Raw genomic sequence first — 19,035 nt, forward strand, 5'->3', positions numbered from 1 at the left:
TGGCTTAGCCAGGCACCAATTCACATTTTCACCAGACATTTCAATTGATTTCGTAGGCCAGTGTAGGGTTATCACGCCCCGACTTTTCGCTCATTTACTCGATATTTCCTTTCTCTAATTGCGCACTCGTCCTGCGAGCTCGCGCTTGACGATGCAACCTCTCGCTTCCCATTCCGTTTCAGGGAAAGACACGGGGCGCGAAGAGCATGCGCAGCTCCCCTCCTGCCGAAGTGAGCCTCTTTAGCTCAAACGGCGTCCGCAAATATCTCACGAAGGCAGAGCGCGAGCGCTTTCTGCACGCGACGGAAACTCTCGATCCTATAAGACGGCCGCTGTCCTTCTCTGGACCGCGCGCGGAATCAAGCTCGATGATCGAGGTCGTTCCATTGATGGTACCGAGCGTCGGATGCGGCACCAGCCTACCCAAACAAGCAGCAAAGCGCTCCTGCTCCGCGTCATCAAGATGCCCCTGATCGCGGAAGAAGATCACCTTGTGTTCGAGGAGCAAGCTGTTGATCACAGCGATCGTTTGGTTCGGCAAATCACCCGATAGCTTTATATTTCTGATTTCAACACCGATGCGCGCAGCGCGTTTGACGAGGTCGCTCGGTGAAATGACACTGTCGGTCGAAGCCGTTTCTTTCATTGCGAACTCTTCCAAGTTTTCTGATTCTTTAAGCGTAGGAGGGCGCATGGCGGTTGGGTCAGTCGGTTTTGGAAGGCGGACCTGGCGTTACTGGTACTGTCCAGCAAGCACCGTGCCAGCCGGACAACGGAGCCGTGAAGGTCCCTCAGATAGCGGATCGGATGATAATTTGAACCGTCCAAGGAGCTCCATGCCACCTCTCATCTTCTTGCCAATCCCACAACCGCAAAAAAACACAGATAAAAATCCGAGACGAGCGCCTCGGTCGTCGGCGAAAGACATAGGGGGCATAGTCGCTAGGAATTGTACCGCTCGGCATCGAAGAGAAAGGCCATAAGGTCCTCTTGCAACGCAGCAGCGAGCCGGAGCGGCCTTCTCTTCGGTGCGCCTTCCGCTCAACTGTATGCGGCAAAGGACCCAGTCTGAAGGCGGCTCTGCGAACTAGCCATCACCGGCTTCCGAGGTGTCCGGGACCTGCCCTGGCCGTGATCACCGCCGGAACATTGTCGACCCGAAATGGAAGAGGAATAGCTGACCTCGGAAGAGCTCCAAACGACCGAATTACGGTTTCATCCAGGCGAAAGCCATTAATCCGCGGCGCTGGGGTCGCGATGTTCTCGGTGCACCGGCGTCCGAGCACGGCAATGCAGCTTTTCTGCACCGTTTCGCTGGCTTTGCCTAAGAAACCGAAGATATGTCGGCTACCAGCCTTGATAGGTGTTTCAATATTGTCAAAGTAATTGCCCTCGATCAGTGCTTGCACAGATGGTCCAGCATCCAGTGCATGGAAGAATCCGCCGCTCTGTTGCGCGTTCGTGTTGTGGAAATAATTGTTAACGAGATGAACAATGGCCTGCGCTCCGTCAACGTGCGGTGCCCGCCCTGAAATCTGATGGAAATAGTTGTTTGCGATGGTGATCGTCTGGGGGCCACCAAGAAACAAAAGATTCCAATAGTGCTCTCCGTTACAATAGGAGGAATACATATCGTTGCCATCGAAGTCGTTCCAGGAAATCGTAATATTGGTCGTAGGGCCAAAGCCGCCGGCGATCATCTGCCGCCCGATGTTGTGAAATCGGTTGTGATCAATCCAAACCAAGTCGGCTCGTGCAATTGCAATACCATCGCCTGCAAATATCACGCCTTCATTGATATCACTGATGGTCAGGTTGCGAATAACAACGTTGCTGACCCCATTCAAGCGCAGCCCCTTGCCTTTGATTGTAGCGCTCGGGCCAAGGCCGATCACTGTCTTGTTTGAGCCAACTTCCAGCGGGCGCTTACCGGCGCGGTCGAAGCCAACCGACGTGTTCTCCTTCCCATCGCAATGCGCGTCGTTCCCGTCCAGCAGGAGAAGGGATTCACGCTTGTAAGGGGCGGCGCAAGCATTGCCGTATTGGCAACCCTGCCCCTCGCCTCGCCCTTCCGTACCAATAAAGTCTATGGTGCCGATTACCTGGATCTCGCGCGGACTATTGTCATTGCAGTGCCCGAATCTGTACGAGCGACACAACTCATAATTCAGAGCTTCGATTGATCTGACCTGGACCACCTCGCCTCCAAGGCCGCCTGTCGCCTGAGCGCCGAAGCCCTTCGGGGCTTCCGATCGCGCATTGTTCGATCCGAGCAAGGAAAAAGCGCCGAGGACGACAGCAAGTCCGCCAAGCACACGGAATGAGCGCTTGATGTGCTTCATCGCCTCCTTCAAGCGCACATCCTCTCTCTCGTACCCGGAAACTCCGCACGAGGACTTGAACGCTCGAACACAGATCCTGAACTGCAATAGGCCATCGGCACGCGGCTCGCTAACGCCACTAGACCCTCCTCAATGAGGCAGATTGGAATATCGGAACCATCCCACGCAGCAGCCGAAGTGTACAGCCGCATGCTCAGTACAGCCGCCGTGGATCTGGGTAGCCTAGGAGCCAATCGCAGCCGATGAACATGCTTTAACAACCCCTTCAGAATGAAAGCAAGATCCCCGGCTCACCGAATCACACGGCCAACGTCTTGGCTCAGATCGAGCGTTGTCCTGGTGCCGGCGAGATGGAATGTTTAAGCGCAGGAACGATTTTCCCGCAGTTCAAAGCAGATGCCGCCCGACGATGAAGGAAGCGAGGTGGTGCACCCAGTCACCACCGACCTGCGACTCGCGACGCGGCGAGTTGATGCGGCTGGGCTCAGCCGTCCCACTCATGGCCTTCAGGTGAAGCTGCTCATGCGCCTGGGCCATCGCCATAAGAGCCGAGTTCGCCTGCAAGCGCCTCGCGGTGGGCAACGGTGGCCCACCTTGCACAAAACGCGCTCTCGCATCCGCACGTTCGAAGCATCGTGGGTTTGCTGTCCGCAGGGGCCTAGCGCACGAGAAACGAACGACCCACCAAGATTGGCAGTTTCTGCGATCCAGCAAGAGGCGTATGCCGGTCAAAGGATGAGTCGCCCGCACTTCTGTCGGGCTACGGGGAGCTCCGCCGATGTACACGCCGCCCCCTTCCAAGTTGTCAATGGGCCCGACCTTGATCGGACGATGCGGGAGGCTCGCTCGGCGACACTGATCACGGCTACTCACGGTCATCCCGCTCGCTCCTGTCACCATGATAAGGTTCGCGGCACGCCTGCTCGAGATCGAAATCGAACCTGAGACGTTCAACGGGCCTGTTCCGCCCGATCCACGCCCTCCGGCGCAACGGGCATGCTGAACTGAAAGATCGCCCCGCGAGGATCGTTGGCGCGGGCCCACATCCGGCCCCCGTGCGCCTCAACAATAGAATGGCAAATAGCCAGCCCCATGCCCATGCCTTCGGATTTCGTGGTGTAAAAAGCGTCGAATACGCGGTCGGCGCAGTTGGGATCGAGTCCCGGACCGGTATCTCGAAAACTGACCAATACGTTGTCCAAGTCGTCCGTCCGCGCGCTGATCAGCAATTCGCGGTCACCTTCCTTGATTTCGCTCATAGCCTCGATAGCGTTCGTGATCAAATTGAGAATCACCTGCCGGACCTGAACGCGATCTGCTCGAACAAGCGGCAAAGCCTCAGGCAGTCGGGTTTGCACCCACACGTCATTTTTTGCGAGTTCCGCGCGAACTAGGGCCAGCACCTCTAAGATCAATTCGTCAATAGCAAGAAGCTCGGTTTGCATCGGAGCCTTGTTCATGAGAGCGCGGATCCGGCGGATCACGTTCCCCGCGCGCATACTGTCACGGACAATCAAACCAAAGGTTTGCCGAACTTCTTCCAGATTTGGCGGCTGAGCACCGAGCCAATTTAGTCCTGCCCCTGCATTACTGCTGATCGCCGCAATCGGCTGGTTGACCTCATGCGCGATTGAGGCTGCCAGCTGTCCCATTGTCGTAATCCGATTCGCGTGTGCAAGGCCCATCAGAGTCTCGCGATAACGCCGTTCGCTTTCACGGGCTTCCGCTTCCACTCTCTTTCGCTCTGTCAGGTCGAGGACGAAGCCAACACCTTGGTCCTGTCGCTCATCGAATACGGCGATGCCAATTAGCACCGGCACGCGGCTGCCATCCTTCCGAACATACTCTTTCTCGAACTGCTGAACAGCTCCGGTCCTTTTTGCTTCTGTCCGAGCGTCCATAGTGCGCTCGTGCCATTCTGGAGGCGTCAGGTCGAGACCGTTCACTCGCCCTGCGACAAGATCCTCTTGGTTGTATCCAACCATCGTGAGGAAGGCTTGATTTGCCTCGATGATCTCGCCCCCTTCGCGGATGATGAAGATTCCGATGATGTTAGTGTCGAGTAAGCGCCGGATTTTCGCCTCCCGTTGCTGCACTTCGCTGTACAACCGGCTGTTTTCCAGCGCCGTTGCAGCTTGAGAGGCAAGCATTTTCAGCACGGAGTTGCGGGCAGGCGAGAATATGCCCGGCGCGAGATTATTCTCCAGGTAAAGTACGCCGATCAGCTTGCCCTGCGTGATCAGTGGCAGGCAGAGAATAGAGCGCGCTTTGCGCTCGTGGATATACGGATCATCCGCAAATGAACTCTGAGCGGCAGCATCTTCGAGAATGACGTTTTCGCGGACACGTAGGACGAAATGCAGCACCGTCTCGGGAAGAAGCGACGGGATTACGGCCTGTTCAAGTACCCGTACAACGACGGCATCAGCGACTGTTGCGGCTTCCGCCTCGATCCGTGGCTCGCCTTCATGCAGCAGAATCAACAAACCACGTTCGGCGCCGGCCTGCTCAATGGCAGTCCGCATAAGCGTGTGGATTAGCCTTTCGAGCACGATCTCGCCGGAAATCGCCTGCGACACTTTTGTTACCGTCGCGAGATCAAGATGCTCAGCCGGAGCTCCGATCCTCATGCCGTTCACGGCAAGCGTGATCTCCTCGCGGCTGAGATCAGGATTGAGCTCGTCGAGTTGACGCACTTTACCATCTGCTCCCCAACGAAGGTAACCGCGCCGCGCGTCACGCAGGTAAATCCGGGAAATTCTTTCAAAACCGCGCGCAGCATAAAAGCGCGCCGCAAGCTCGCAAGCTATCCCCTCGTGGTGGGGGAAACCGTTACGTGCTGCGGTCTGGATTGAGTGTTCGTACAGTCGCATTGCATCGGCATCCCGGTGTTCCAATCTTGCAATTTCAGCGCCGACCAAGGCCGCCCGATTCTCAAAATTTTCGGGGCAATTCGTCGCCCAAATCTGCAACTGTCTGTAGTGGGCATCAATCAGATCTCGATGTTGCTGCTGCTCGTTTTCGTCCAGCCCGCCGCAATAACATGAGTGAGACAGGGCACCATAGAAGTGAAACTCGGCGGTCAAGGGCTCTGTCGGTATGGTCCATAATCGCGGCTCGGCCTTCGAGCGAGCACCAACAGCCGCAGCATAATCGCCGGCTAGGAACCTCGCTTGAAGTTTGCGGATCCAATACACGGCCTTGCTAGGTGACAGCTCCGGACTTAGTTCCAAGGATCGCTCGACGTGCAGCTCGTCAAGTTGCTGATCATCGAAGCAACCGAATGAGCGCGTGAGGCCGCGCATCGTTCTGATAATTGCGAGCTGTGCAGCGACGACATCAGCAGCAAATTGAACCTTTCTATTCCCTGTCGTAGCAAGGCTTTTTTCGATCTCGTTCTGCACCTCTTTCAGGGGGTCTCCCGCCATGATCATATTTGAGGTTAGATGAAGCAAGCTGTATGCCTCATAGATGACGTCGCCGACGCTGACCGCAGCTTCGAGCGCTCGGCCAATCAACACTCGACCATCTCTTAGAGGCTTCGTCCACGGGATCACGTTGCATCCGACGGCCAAATAAACCGGAGCCCGAAAACGGGATAACTCACCGCGATCAACCAGATCGCAAGCAAGACGACCAAATTTATCAGCCGCGTGGTAGTCGCCGAAGCGTCCCGCCGAGATTCGGCCTAACCATGCGTAATGGGCGCAGGAAGCGTCGGTGTTGCCGTATTCGAGGCTGATGCTGACAGCTCTGCAGATGACCAAAGCGGATAGATTGACGTCCGTGAATCCCGCGGCCGGAAGAATACGCGTCAACACGGCAAGCGTGGCAAGCGTGCTCTGGTCTGTCATTCCGGGCAAACCAGCAAGATCCTCGATCGCCTCTGGCAGCTGTGACCACATCCGCTGATATTCGGCGAGTGTTTCCTGGTCGTTCGGATGCTGCGACCAATCGATCCCGACGTCGTGAAGATATTCGAGACCTATGGCCACTGCCCGGCCGTGTTGACCGAGCGTCAGGTAAAGATCGACCCGCAAACATGCGACAGTTGCTCGTTGAGGCGCGTTCAAAGCGCGCTTCGACAGCGCGGAGAGGAGGCTCTCCGCAATGTCAATTCGCCCTACCAAGAATTCGCATTCGGCCCGGCTGGTCTCCAGTGCGAACGCGAGTTCGTGGCGGCTTTGCCAAGCATCCTGCGCGAGCAGGGCCGCACCGACCGTGAAATATGTGAGTGCCGAGGCATAGGCGGCCGACGCCTTGGCACGCTGCCCTGCGGTCAAATTCAGCTCGGCGAGCTGCTCTCGCTCCTGACCAGAAGCGATTAGCGCGACACCTCGATTGAGTTGACTGACAATATCGAAGATAGCCTCTTCGCGCTTGTGCGCAGGGACGTGTGCCGCAAGCATCCGACCGATGCGCAAATGGGCAGGAGCGCGCGAAGATTCCGGCACCAGCGAGTAGGCTGCCTCTTGAACGCGGTCGTGGACGAACCGATAGGCCGTTCCATGGCGCGCAATCAGCTCCTGGCGGATAGCGGGCCCCAGCCTCGCATGCACCGCCTCGCGTGAGGTTTCGAGCACGACCGCAAGCTCCGTCGTCCTGGCGATGTTGCCGAAACAGGCCAGCTGTCGCAGCGCGTCCTGCGTTTCCTCGGGCAGCCGGATGAGCTTGCCTAGCATAAGATCGACGACGTTCTCGGTGTATGCTTTTGCGTAAATCCGCTCGAGATCCCAACGCCAGCGTGCCAGCTCGTGATCGAACGTCAGCAGCTGCTCGTCGGCCAGTTCAGACAGGAATTGAATGGTGAAGAACGGATTACCCATCGTCTTCTGATGCACCAACGTTGCAAGCGGGACAGCGCGTTTTGGTGCGCAGCGAAGGCTATCCGCAACCAACTGTGCGACATGGTCTGCCGTGAGCGGCGACAGCGTGATCTCCTCTACATTTACGTCGGATCTCCTGATGGAGTCGAGCTTGCGTTTGAGTGGATGGCCTGCATCAACTTCGTTGCTGCGGTACGCTCCAATGATCAGCAGGTGCAGGTCCGACTGGGTCAGAAGATCCTCGATCAGGTCGAGTGTTGCGGCATCGTGCCACTGTAAATCGTCGAGAAAGAGCACCAATGGATGGGTTCGCCGGGCGAACACACCGATAAAACGGCGAAGGACCAGTTGGAAACGATTTTGCGCTTGCCGGGCTGGAAGCTCAGCAGGCGCGGGCTGCTCGCCAATGATCAGGCTCAGATCGGGTATCAATTCGATCAACAGCCGTCCATTCGCGCCGAGCGCCTCCCGGAGCGCTTGCCGCCAAACCGCGAGTTCGCCCTCACTTTTGCTGAGAAGAGAACGGATAAGACTCTGAAAGCTCTGCACGAGCGTCGCATAAGGAACATCGCGCTTCAGTTGCTCGAATTTGCCTGATGCCAACAGTCCACGCGAGGGCACCAGCACTTTGTGTAGCTCTTGGACAAGCGAGGACTTACCAATGCCGGAGTGACCCGCAACCAGCACCAACCTAGGCGCGCCGCTCTTGACCGCGCGATCGAAAGAGCCAAGCAAGGTCTCGATCTCGCGGGCTCTCCCATAGAGCTTCTCGGGGATGAGCAACCGATCAGGTGTGTCATCTGCGCCCAGCTCAAATGTATCGATGCGACCGTGGTTGGCCCAAGCCGCGACACAGTGTTGCAGATCGTGCTCAAGGCCAGCGGCAGTCTGGTAGCGTTCCTCGGCGGTTTTCGCGAGGAGTTTCATCACAATCCGAGAAATTGGCTCCGGGATGTCTCGCGATTTCTCGACAGGCGGTACTGCTTTTCTCGCGATGTGACAATGGACCCATTCCAAGGGATCTGCCCCCGTGAACGGCAGCGCGCCGGTCAGCATCTGATAGAATGTCACGCCAAGTGAATAGAGATCGCTGCGACAATCGACCGAGCGATTCATCCGTCCGGTCTGTTCGGGCGCCATGTAGGGCAACGTGCCGGCGATGAACTCGACAGGTTCGGGCGGCACCCGCTCGCGGGAAAGACGGGACGTCAGACCGAACCCAGTGAGTCGGACCTGTTCGTCAGGACAATTGACCAGAATGTGAGCGGGTTTCAGGTCCTTGTGGACCAAGCCCTGCCGGTGAAGCTTGCCCACGGCCGTCGTGATACCAACAGCAAGGCGCAAGAAGCGCTCGGGCTCCATACGGAGTCCAAGTAGGTTTAGCAGCGGCTCGCCGGATGGATCCTGCAGGACCAGCATGGTCCGACCAGCTTCCCGGATCAGTTCCAACGGCCGCACCGCCCATGCCTCGTCTAGCTCCTCCCGCAGCCCACACTCGTGGGCGAGGCGGTCGAGCGTCGCTGGGTGTTCCGCGATCGGTCGGACCACAAGCACGACAGCCCTGCTGCCGTGCATTTGCTGGCGCCACGCACGGCAGAACGCGCGATCACCATCCTCCCATAGGGGCTGGATGTCGCCGTCAAGATATGAACCGAACAAGGTTCGGCTGAGAGGCTCCCGCGGCATTTGCCCGCCCAAACTAAGAATACGCGAGCCAAAATGTGACACATAAGGGGCGCGATTGTGAAGGGACTTCGCAGAAAGCGGGCACAGGTCCCGAACAACGTCGCCAAGGAGTAGACGGCGATCGAAATACGAGCGACGCATGCACCTTCTAAGAGCCCAATCGTATCGATCGGGCGCGCGGGCTGGGCCCACACGGACGCGCGGCGGCTCGCCCGTGCGCAGCGTGTCGCCGCAGAAGGATTCGTTCGCGATGGAGCGGCTCGGGGGTGTTACGAGCACCAGCGGTCCACGGACGACCTGCAGCAGGCCCCGGGTAGCTGCCACGGCTCAATCAGGCATCGGCATGTGAAGACTGTTCGGTTTGTCCATGATCGGAGCGACGCGTGAGGCCAGACCAGAACTGCCGCGGAGCGACGCGGTGCTGTTTGCGCGATCGACCGTCATTCCCGCCCCATTGCAAGGGCAAGGCAGTCATCAACTCAGAACCGCAGCATCAAGCGGTAGATCTGCGAGCCATTATGAGCGAAACCGTGCCGGTAGCTCTTCTCTGCACTCCTGTGGAGAGCAACGGCCTCGCGACAAGGCAGTCCCGATGCTGGTACCGTATAAGCCCTCACTCATCGGAATGCCACTCGCTGCCGCTTGCGGAAAGCGAGATAGCCGGCCATCCGAAACTGATAGCGAGAAAGTTCACGCTGCTTAAACCGGTGTTCAAGGGCCGCGTAAGCTATCCCAAAGCTGGTAAAAAGAATTGAAAGGAAAATGAAGAAAAGCCGAACGCCTTCTCCTGGCCACGGGCACTGTGACAGCATTCATCGGAATCTTTGCCAATACCGGGTCTGACTTTGCCAACTCGATAGAGCCAATGAGCCAACTCGACGGTCTAGACGACGTCGTACAACGTGACGCTACGTACGGTCCAAGCTGTTCGCGCGCTGCGTGACGTTGCAGGGAATCACTATCGGCTCATGAATGAGCCTCAGTTTTGCCACGCGGGTTGCTTTATTTGACGCAGCATCACCACGGATGTACTGGCGATGTGGGCGAACCCGGCGCACTTCTTCTCGAAGGAGTGCGCCGGGCCGGCTTTAATGAGGCGCGTAAAGCTCGATGAGCTAGGGGCAGATTGGCGGCTACTTCGGGCTGACTGCTCGCGGCGTTTCTTTCCTATCGTTCGACGTTGAGTAACTAAGCTTCGATTCCGCTCTGCTGACACAAACCTATTTGGCCCGCCAATGCCGGTTGGCGAATGCAGCCCTTGTTGAGCTGAGGCAGGAGAGCGATTCCACAGGAGGTGTCGAAGTAGTCGACAGTCGGGCTGCGGATGCGGCCGACCTCTCCATTCAGATTAAACGGTCATGTTAGGATACGAGCTTAGCAGCGGGATCAAGCACCGTGGGCACTGCCGCAAACCTACATGATTAAATTTCCGACGAGCACGAAAGGACTTGAATCGCACCTTGCGTCAGGTTGTACGAAGCCGACGCAAGGTGCTTTCCCGAGCTAGCTAAAGACGCAACTCACAGGCGCTCCGACGAAAAAAAGAGTTCATGTGCTGATGCCGCTGCTACTCGTTCTGGTTTCTATTTTCTTTGGTACAAGTGCGATCGTCTACGCCGCATGCCGATCCCAACGCCGGCGGGATCGTCGCATGCACAGGCACAATCGCGCCAATTCGCGCACTTCGCGCCCCCGCGTCCAACTACCAAGACGGCGGGCATTTTAGTCCAGCCGCTCAATGACTGTCCTCCGACGCCTGTTGCAGCCCGAACTCGCGAGGGCCAGGTGGCACGCGCCGCCTGCGAGAGAGCGCTTCTCAAACGGCTTCCGATCGGTTTATCGATGCCGTGGGGTCGATCCAGCGGGACAGCGGCCAGACACGAAAGCCAGTTCTCGACCACTCGGGCGATTTTTGCTAGAGTTTAGGGCGTCACGCGGCGCAAACGGCTGACCGGTCATACTCCTGGAAACTTCAAAGATTTGCACTGCGCGAAAGCTTCCAGGAAGGCCCATGCGTGCAACCAAACGTCGTGGCCACACAGTATTTCTACTACAAACCGCAGAAGTGAGGCTCGTATCGTGACCAAGCGCTCTGAACCGCGGAAGCAAGCCGCAACTGTCGAACAGCCGGAGGTGAGGCCGAGCGTGTTCGTCGTCGATGACGACCTCTCAATGCGCGAATCGCTGGTCAACCTATTTCGTTCAATCGGTCTAGATGTCGTTGCTTATGGATCGGCCCAAGAACTGCTCCAGAGCGAGCTTCCCGATGTTCCTAGCTGCCTCGTGCTTGACATCAGACTGCCAGGATTGAGCGGGCTTGAGCTCCAGAACGAGTTAGCCAAATTGAAGGTTCACATCCCCATCATTTTCATCACCGCTCATGGGGATATTCCGATGACCGTCAAAGCGATGAAGAGTGGAGCAATTGATTTTCTCAGCAAGCCGTTTCGCGATCAGGAATTGCTCGACGGAGTGGTCGCAGCCATCGAACAGGATCGCAAGCGACGTGGCGTAGACAAGGTGGTCAAGAAGCTGCAGTCCTTGTTTGAGGCCCTAAGTCCACGAGAGCAGGACGTTTTGAGACTGGTCGCCACCGGGCTATTGAACAAGCAGGTCGCCGCGGAACTCGGGCTCGCCGAGATCACAGTCAAGATCTACCGAGGGCACGTTATGAGGAAGATGGGCGCTCGATCGCTGGCCGATCTGATTCGGATGGCTGAGAGGCTGGGAATTGGGACCGACCGTTTCAGGGTACAAACCTAAGTATGATTTTACAACTTCGTCGGACACGCGCACCCTTGTGCTGGCCGTTATGGTTCGGCCAGCGTCTTCGCCCAACTGGGACGGGTGGTCTTGTCCAACTATTCAATTGTTTCTGTTGTCGACGACGATCCTTCCGTTCGTGCCGCACTGAACAACCTGTTGAAATCGCAGGGTCGCGTCGTTCATACGTTTGCGTCGGCTGAGGAATTTTTGCAGTCGCCTCAATTGAACGGCACATCCTGTGTAATTGCAGACGTGCAGATGCCCATGATGAGCGGCTTTGAACTTTTGGAACAGATGCGAGCCCATGGCTACGCTGGGCCATTCATCTTGATTACTGCCTTTGCGGATGATCGCACGCGAGCCCGCGCCTTGAGCGCCGGCGTAACCGGCTTTTTCGCCAAGCCCTTCACCGGTCTGGAGTTGATCGCCTGCCTCGATGAAGCGCTTCGCGAACATCCTGGTGGAACGCGCGCGTGAAGGATGGGGAAGCAGTCTGGACCGAGCCGCACCCGCGCGGCCTTTACGATCTCCATCAATGTGCAATTGTCCGTGCTAACCGCGTGCCCGTGGCGACCATCGCCCTTCCGTCTTGCCGCATTCCTGTCGCTGGTGTTGCACCTTCGCCATCTGGTTGAAGCACTCGCGATGTGGGGATCCTGATACGGCGCCTCGCGCATGAACGTGTAATCAAACGGGGCGCGGCCCCTCCCTCCCTTTCAACGAAGCTGCACACCACTTTCGTGGTGGTACGACCGCTTCCGAACGGTTGCACAGCTGAGATTGGACGTAGGTTGCCGAATCTAGCGTCTGGGTGGATGCGTTCGGCAGCGAAGGCATTGCTTCAGTCGCATCCACGAGCGACATCAGGGCTGCAGCTCCGGCTGATGCGCAAGCTTCGGGTGTGCTTCGGCCCGCCGAAACGGTTCGAGGCCACAGCGCCAGTCCTAACCCACCCAGTCAGCAAAGCGGTCGGCTCTGGACGTGCGCGATGAGCCCGCATGCCGGGGCAAGATCCGCCGGCGGCCGTGTCCCTTCTACTCGCCGGGACCGTGAGCGCGAACAGGCAAGACACGCTTTCGGCTGGCGGGCTCCGCCTTTGCCTGCATCGCGTCGGCCCCTCTCGCCGCGATAACACTTCACGGGCCAAATACTACATACCTTGCAAAGCTACCCGTACGGCATGCGCAAATTCTTCGATGGCGCGAGACCAAGCATGCCTGGGCGCGAGACGAGTGAGCCAGGATCCTCGCGGATGCGGACCGGAACTACTAGACATAGTAGCTTTGTTCCGCCTGCCTATCAGGTAAGTCGGGGAGCTGATTTTCAGACGCGCGACGCGGAAACCCGACGTCCACAGGTGCGGAACGACGCGCTGGTCGTCTTGCACGATGTTGGCAATGCGCCTGATTTTCTTGTTTAAGGAGATGACCACATGCTTGGAGTACGCGCGTCGCGCAACATGAACACGATCGAAGCTCTGGAGTCCAACGTGCGCACGTACTCGCGTTCGTTTCCTGCTGTCTTCAAGAAGGCGCGCGGCTCTATTATGTTCACAGAGGCTGGCCGAAAGGTCATTGACTTTCTGTCCGGCGCTGGAGCGCTAAACTACGGCCATAACAATCCGGAAATCAAAGCTGCGATCAGCGAGTATCTCGATTCTGATGGGGTCGTCCACGGCTTGGACATGGCGACTCCAGCAAAGGTCGAATTCATGGAGACCTTCAGCTCTGTCGTCCTTCGTGAACGGGACCTTCACTACCGCTTTCAATTTACGGGGCCTACAGGAGCTAATGCTGTTGAGGCAGCTCTGAAGCTGTCGCGTAAGATCACAGGACGCCACAACGTCATTTCTTTCACGAATGGATATCACGGCCAAAGCTTGGGGGCCATAGCCGCAAGCGGTAACCGCTATTACCGCAAAGCCACCAGCATTCCTTTATCCGGAACAACCTTCATGCCCTATGATGGGTATCTGGGCTCCGCTGACAGTCCGGCGGATTACGTGCGAAAGGTGTTGATGGACGAGAGCAGTGGTATTGATCTTCCAGCCGCCATTCTCGTCGAAACCGTGCAAGGAGAGGGGGGCATTAATGTGGCCGGCAAGGAATGGTTGCGGTCAATTCAGGCTTTGGCGAAAGACGTCGGAGCTATTTTCATAGTTGACGATATCCAAATGGGGTGTGGCCGTACAGGCGAGTTCTTCAGTTTCGAGTTCGCTACGTTATCGCCAGACATTGTGGTGATGTCAAAATCGCTGAGCGGATTCGGTTTGCCATTATCAATGCTCTTGATCAAAGAAGCCATCGACGCATGGGAGCCAGGCGAGCACACAGGAACGTTTCGAGGAAACAACCTTGCGCTGGTTTCTGCCAAAGCGGCCTTGAATCTGTATTGGCGCAATCAGGCGTTCTCGCAAGAGGTCCGACGCTTGGGCGACTCTATGCGGCGTCGGCTGGACGCTGTCGCGCACCAGCACGGAAACAGGTTCGCTGTTCGGGGACGCGGAATGGTATGCGGGTTTGATTGCAAAACGAGCGCAATCGCAGAGGCGACGTCACATAAGGCGTTTGAGAAAGGATTGATTGTCGAGCGATGCGGACCGACGGATCAGGTGGTAAAGTTCTTGCCCGCACTTACGATAGACCAAGATACTTTGGGAGAAGGCCTAGACATATTCGAGCAGTCATTGACCGAAACGTTGAATTTGGTCAGGCCACACTAGTTTGCAGGCACACGAAAGAAACTTGCTAGAATAGTATCGCCGCGCAAGTGCTGGCGCAATTCCTCGCATATCGCCCGAAGTGGTCAGAAGCGTTGAGGCCATGATCATGGAGGCGAGGCTTGGATTGTCGAGGCTGTCTGTGCTCCGCCGCGTCGGTCAATGCGCGAGAACGCCCCCGCTGCCCTCCTCTACGACCACCTGAGCGCGAGCAGCACCTTTGACCTAGCACCTCAGACTTGCGAGCCCCTCTCGCCGAGCTGGGTGATCCAAGTTTTCAAGTCTGAGGTCTGCCGGAGGTGACCTCGTTGGCGCAGAGTCGAGTGGAACATCGTAGTATGCCGTGACAGGGCTCTGCGGAGAGCTGCTCAATTTGCGCCGCGTGTGAGCTCGTCCACAAGTGAGGGCCGCCGCCGCGCCGTTGCGATCTTCAGCCAGATCGCCACCGCCCGGGCCAACGATATTGATCGACAAGCTTGGCTCGCGACGTCCTGCACGCGCGCCCCACAAGCGCATTTACGCTCTCCCGCCCAGAACTGCCGTTCTGAGAACGCGGCTCACCCTGCTGAACCCAAGCAGATCAGGTAATAGGATCCAACCAGACGCCTTCACCGGATACGTACCAACCCGCGAGTTTCGCGCCTCCCAGCATGGGTGTGGACATCATTCAGAACCGTACATTGCGCAGCGGCGATCTCAGCCTTAGCGGTTTCCAGCATAGCTGCAATCGCAATCAACGGTTTCGGCGCCTCAGAAGCCCCGAGCCTATTTTGCATCCAAATTGTCACATCGACACCTTTCATTTAGCCGCACAATGAGGCAGAAAAGATAGAGACAACCGGCCACCGGCTCATCGGAACACAGATATCTAGATGTTTGATACATTGCCAACCGTGACTGGATCGATCGCGCACGGGCCGCGTATACCGGGGGCAAACGATCGAGATCTACAGTTAGATTTCGCGAAAGGTGCGCTCATTGTTTTGGTGATCGTGGGGCATTTGATCCAGTACATCATCTACCGAGATGATGGTTTTTGGTATTCGCCCTACTACAAGTCGATCTATATGTTTCACATGCCGCTCTTTATGGCGATAAGTGGATACCTTTCTTGTCGATCGCTGCTGCGCAAGTCGTTCACTAGAGCCGCCAGCGATCGTGCGAAGCAGCTTCTGCTGCCGATGCTGTTTTGGTGGGCCTTCATGGAGACCGCTAAATTCGGGGCATTGTGGCGCGCGACTAGCGTAACGAGTGGGCCTCTGGAACTTGTAGACGACCTCGCTGGCGCATACTGGTTCATCTGGGCCACCTTTGTTTCCTACCTTCTCGTTAAGATATTTACCAATCTCAAGCACGGATCGTGGGTCATATCTGGGTCAGCCATACTGGTTGCACTCGCGCCCGTGACATTCTCCATATCTCCTCTGATCAAATTCACTTACCCGTTCTTCTGCTTGGGATTCTTGTTGGCTCAGTCGCGAGAACGATGGATGAGTACAGTGCGATCTGGGAAGATGCTCCTGATTGTATTTCTCTCGATAGTGACTTGCGTAGGCTTTCTAGCCTGGAGCAAGGACACTTATATCTATAATAATCTTGCCATCATTCACGATTTCAGGTCGGCTAAAGACGTGTTTTTGATGTTTGTTGGCTCTGCAGCTGCTTCAGCAATCGCTATTGAACTGTTGTTGCTATGCTGGCGCATTGGCCGTTCAAATCGAGCGGGCCGCTTTATCGCTGTGGAGTTGGGCCAGAGCACGCTTCTGCTCTACCTGGTCCAGGGTACCGTTTTTCGTCTCATGGATTTCATGCAGTTCGGAGAACGTTGGGATCTCACGACCCGTTTTGCCGTCGCCGGTACGCTCGGAGCCTGCATTGTTGGGTTCGCACTAACGGTCCGCTCGATTGTTGGAACGGTTCCATATCTGTCTCAGCTCGTCCTTGGAACGCCAGCACGTTCAGGTCTTTCGCAGGCTAAACCTGCAATGAACTAGCCATGCATTCCGTTGCGAGCATGGCATGGCGTTGCGATAGCAGCATTGACTTGTGAGGCCGCCGCAATAGCGTTCGAACCTAGACGCAACCTGCCAAAGGGTGTGCGACCGTCGAGTCGAGATCGGGCATAAAGGCTAACAATCAAGCCAGAATGAAAGGTGCACTGTGGTCAACACCGTTGCTAGGGGGCTCGCCTCGCTCTTGCGTTATCCCTCGACAACGCACAGCTCGGGACGGCTGGTCCTCAAGGCGCGATATTTCTTAGCAGAATATCGCCCTCCGCTGCGCGGCGATACGACGCTATCAATTCGAAGTCAGGCAAGAATGCCTTGCAGCGGCAGCTGACGTTCATAGAGCTCCTGGTCGCTGTGTTCCGTGTAGATGAAGCGCGGATTGCTGAGTGTGTGTGCCGCCGGCGACGGCATTGTACTCGGCCCGCTGCACGTCCATCCAGGTAAGATCAACCGCCTTGAGAGTCGCCTCGCCCGCAGGTTTTAGCCGAAACCGGCCATCGAACCGAACCCAATCATATCCGGCGAGATGGTTCTTGGGGGCCGTCTTGAGCCCGTGGATGGTGGGGTGGCAGTATCGCGTCCTCCAGAAGCTCTGTCGCGCCGCCATCGGCCGGCAGTCCACACCGCCGCGGAGAGCAGCGGAACTATGCAGCTCTGACTGTGTCAGCATCGAGAAGATCACGAGACTGCATCCGACCGACGACGCTCAGCTGCCTCATGGCAGGCCAAAGATGACAGTTCCGGCGTGCCGCTCGCCGGAGTGAAATGCCTCTTCGGCGAACAAGCCGCGGCTGATGATCACAGCTCGGCAGCGTTGCCCTCCCCGAGATTGCGACTGCTCATCGCGAGCCCGTCCGATTCTCCCACGCTCGGCAGGGTAACGATCTCAACGATTGAGATTCACGACAATGTGGCGCATCAGAGCCGAATGATTGAACTTTCTTGTCCAATCAACGCAACAGCTGGCTGCACGATCCCGAACGGATTGCGAGTCGCGACGTTACGAAACTGCCCACGTCAGCCAGGTAAATCCCCTGTGGACGTGCCGCAGAGCAGCCGATGACGCCACCTTCGCTGAGAGTTTTTTTCATGCGCTGGAAAATAGCGCCGGTACATGCCGAAATCCTCAGTTGATCCGAACTGGACCACCCGGAGGAATATCGGACCTGGTCCAGTTCGCTTCGAGCCAGCACGCTCGCGCACCTTTGCCCGCTAGATGAGCTTGTGCAGGCAAGAAATACCCGCAGCGAGCCCGGCTCAATTATCACGAAGGTCCGAACTACTTACTATAGGATGTCGGACTTTGCACTTACCTCCGGGGGCGTCCAGTTTGCGATCGGGTCGCGCAAGCTGTCCGGAAGCCGGTATGACTCCTGCGGCGCAGGGAATGCTCCGCTACGGACGTCAGCAGCCCAGCGCGACAGCCCGTCCTGCAATAGCTGACAGCCCTCTACATAGACACGCACGAATTTGGGAAAATGACCTCCTGCGAGCCCCAACACGTCATGAAAGACCAAAACTTGGCCTGAGCAATTTGGGCCCGCTCCGATCCCAATCGTTGGTATGTTCAGAAATTCCGTCGCTCGGGCAGCGAGCTCGGCAGGGATGCCTTCAAGGACAAGAGCGAAGCATCCAGCCTCCTGCAGATGGTGCGCATCGTCGAGCAGACGTAGGGCGTCGTCCGCGTTTCGACCCTGTACCTTGAATCCACCCATCGCATTGACGCTTTGTGGGGTGAGACCAAGATGGCCCATCACGGGAATTTCGCAATTCACCAAAGCTCGAATCATTTGGGCACGCTTCACCCCTCCCTCGAGCTTGACGGCGTCTGCACCTCGCTGCAGGAAACCTCCAGCGTTGCGTATCGTCTCGTCAGGACTGAGATGAAAGCTGAGGAAAGGCATGTCCGCGACAAGCAACGCGCGAGGCTTTGTTCGCGCGACCGCCTCCAGGTGGTGATTCATCATCGCCATGCTGACCGGCAAAGTGTCGTCAAACCCAAGGCATACGTTGCCGACGCTGTCGCCAACAAGAATGACGTCGACGACAGGATCAGCGATGCGCGCCGTTACCGCATCGTAAGCGGTTGTCATCACGATGGCGCGCCTTTCCTCCTTGCATCGTTGCAGAACTGGAATCGTGACGCGTTCAACAGACAGGTGCGAAATGTGACTCATGCTCGATCTGATCCGGCCCGCATGTCCATGAAAATCGGCCTTTCCCTTGGAAGAGCAAGGGGTGTCTGTCAATAGGGAGGTAGAAAACGCGTCACTGAGAAGTTGGAAAGCACAAACTTCCAATGATTGCGCGATCAGCAAGCAATATCTTTCAAGATCTGGTCTTGCGCGCTGGTTCTGAGCACTCGCAATCCATACGTCCTGCCTGTCAAAACCTGCCGGGACACCACGGACGCGAGCGTCGATAGTAGATCTTCTTCATGGGCCCGAGTTGTCAGGACATGTGTCAGCCCTTGAGGCGAGCATGTTCATTCGTCTCGCTGGCGCAACGCGGCGTAAGACACTCAAAGGCGCCGCTTCGGCGGAGTGATTTGACAGCGCTTGGGGTGCGACCGCTCCGTTCGGTGCCTTTGGATGCCGATTCCGATGATCTCGCCCGGGTATTCCGATTTGATCTCGCCCAGGATTCCGAGATGATCTCGCCCACCTTTCCGATTTTGATGTCGCCCG

The 19,035-nt window shown here is 57.1% G+C and carries 7 protein-coding genes and 1 pseudogene; 4 read left to right on the plus strand and 4 right to left on the minus strand.

The features are described 5' to 3' along the window. Nucleotides 1–346 precede the first annotated feature (346 nt). From ABIC09_RS36275 to ABIC09_RS36285, 3 genes and pseudogenes are all read right to left on the minus strand, one after another. Nucleotides 347–646, minus strand: a pseudogene (locus ABIC09_RS36275) (TauD/TfdA dioxygenase family protein); the annotation flags it as partial. A gap of 448 nt (nucleotides 647–1,094) precedes the next feature. Then, the gene (locus ABIC09_RS36280; protein WP_354112275.1) at nucleotides 1,095–2,354 is read right to left on the minus strand and encodes a pectate lyase family protein; all 1,260 of its coding nucleotides are present in this window, start codon (nucleotides 2,352–2,354) and stop codon (nucleotides 1,095–1,097) included. Nucleotides 2,355–3,292: 938 nt separating this feature from the next. Further along, nucleotides 3,293–8,854 (minus strand): trifunctional serine/threonine-protein kinase/ATP-binding protein/sensor histidine kinase, encoded by a 5,562-nt coding sequence (locus ABIC09_RS36285; protein WP_354112276.1) that lies wholly within the window; start codon nucleotides 8,852–8,854, stop codon nucleotides 3,293–3,295. Between the two features lie 2,079 nt (nucleotides 8,855–10,933). Between ABIC09_RS36285 and ABIC09_RS36290 the strand changes: the two genes are divergently transcribed. The 4 genes from ABIC09_RS36290 (at nucleotide 10,934) to nolL (ending at nucleotide 16,333) form a co-directional block, all read left to right on the plus strand. Then, nucleotides 10,934–11,617, plus strand: a complete 684-nt coding sequence (locus ABIC09_RS36290) for a response regulator transcription factor (protein ID WP_502917734.1) — start codon at nucleotides 10,934–10,936, stop codon at nucleotides 11,615–11,617. Nucleotides 11,618–11,701: 84 nt separating this feature from the next. Then, complete coding sequence (locus ABIC09_RS36295) at nucleotides 11,702–12,097, plus strand: response regulator transcription factor (protein WP_354112277.1); 396 nt, start codon at nucleotides 11,702–11,704, stop codon at nucleotides 12,095–12,097. A 982-nt stretch (nucleotides 12,098–13,079) separates the two neighbouring features. Next, the gene (gene ectB / locus ABIC09_RS36300; RefSeq protein ID WP_354112278.1) at nucleotides 13,080–14,342 is read left to right on the plus strand and encodes a diaminobutyrate--2-oxoglutarate transaminase; all 1,263 of its coding nucleotides are present in this window, start codon (nucleotides 13,080–13,082) and stop codon (nucleotides 14,340–14,342) included. An 869-nt stretch (nucleotides 14,343–15,211) separates the two neighbouring features. Next, nucleotides 15,212–16,333, plus strand: a complete 1,122-nt coding sequence (nolL, locus tag ABIC09_RS36305; RefSeq protein WP_354112279.1) for a nodulation factor fucose acetyltransferase NolL — start codon at nucleotides 15,212–15,214, stop codon at nucleotides 16,331–16,333. A gap of 1,301 nt (nucleotides 16,334–17,634) precedes the next feature. On the opposite strand, the gene panB is transcribed toward nolL, so the two are convergent. Beyond that, nucleotides 17,635–18,525, minus strand: a complete 891-nt coding sequence (gene panB / locus ABIC09_RS36310; protein ID WP_354112280.1) for a 3-methyl-2-oxobutanoate hydroxymethyltransferase — start codon at nucleotides 18,523–18,525, stop codon at nucleotides 17,635–17,637. Between the last annotated feature and the right edge of the window lie 510 nt (nucleotides 18,526–19,035).

Source organism: Bradyrhizobium sp. S3.12.5 (assembly GCF_040548225.1).
GTDB classification, from domain to species: Bacteria; Pseudomonadota; Alphaproteobacteria; order Rhizobiales; family Xanthobacteraceae; genus Bradyrhizobium; species Bradyrhizobium cytisi.

Excerpts from the sequence above, each read along its gene's own strand:
- ABIC09_RS36285 (WP_354112276.1), bottom strand. The coding sequence starts at position 8,854 with ATGCCGCGGGAGCCTCTCAGCCGAACCTTGTTCGGTTCATATCTTGAC.
- ectB (WP_354112278.1), top strand. The coding sequence starts at position 13,080 with ATGAACACGATCGAAGCTCTGGAGTCCAACGTGCGCACGTACTCGCGT.
- nolL (WP_354112279.1), top strand. The coding sequence starts at position 15,212 with ATGTTTGATACATTGCCAACCGTGACTGGATCGATCGCGCACGGGCCG.
- panB (WP_354112280.1), bottom strand. The coding sequence starts at position 18,525 with ATGAGTCACATTTCGCACCTGTCTGTTGAACGCGTCACGATTCCAGTT.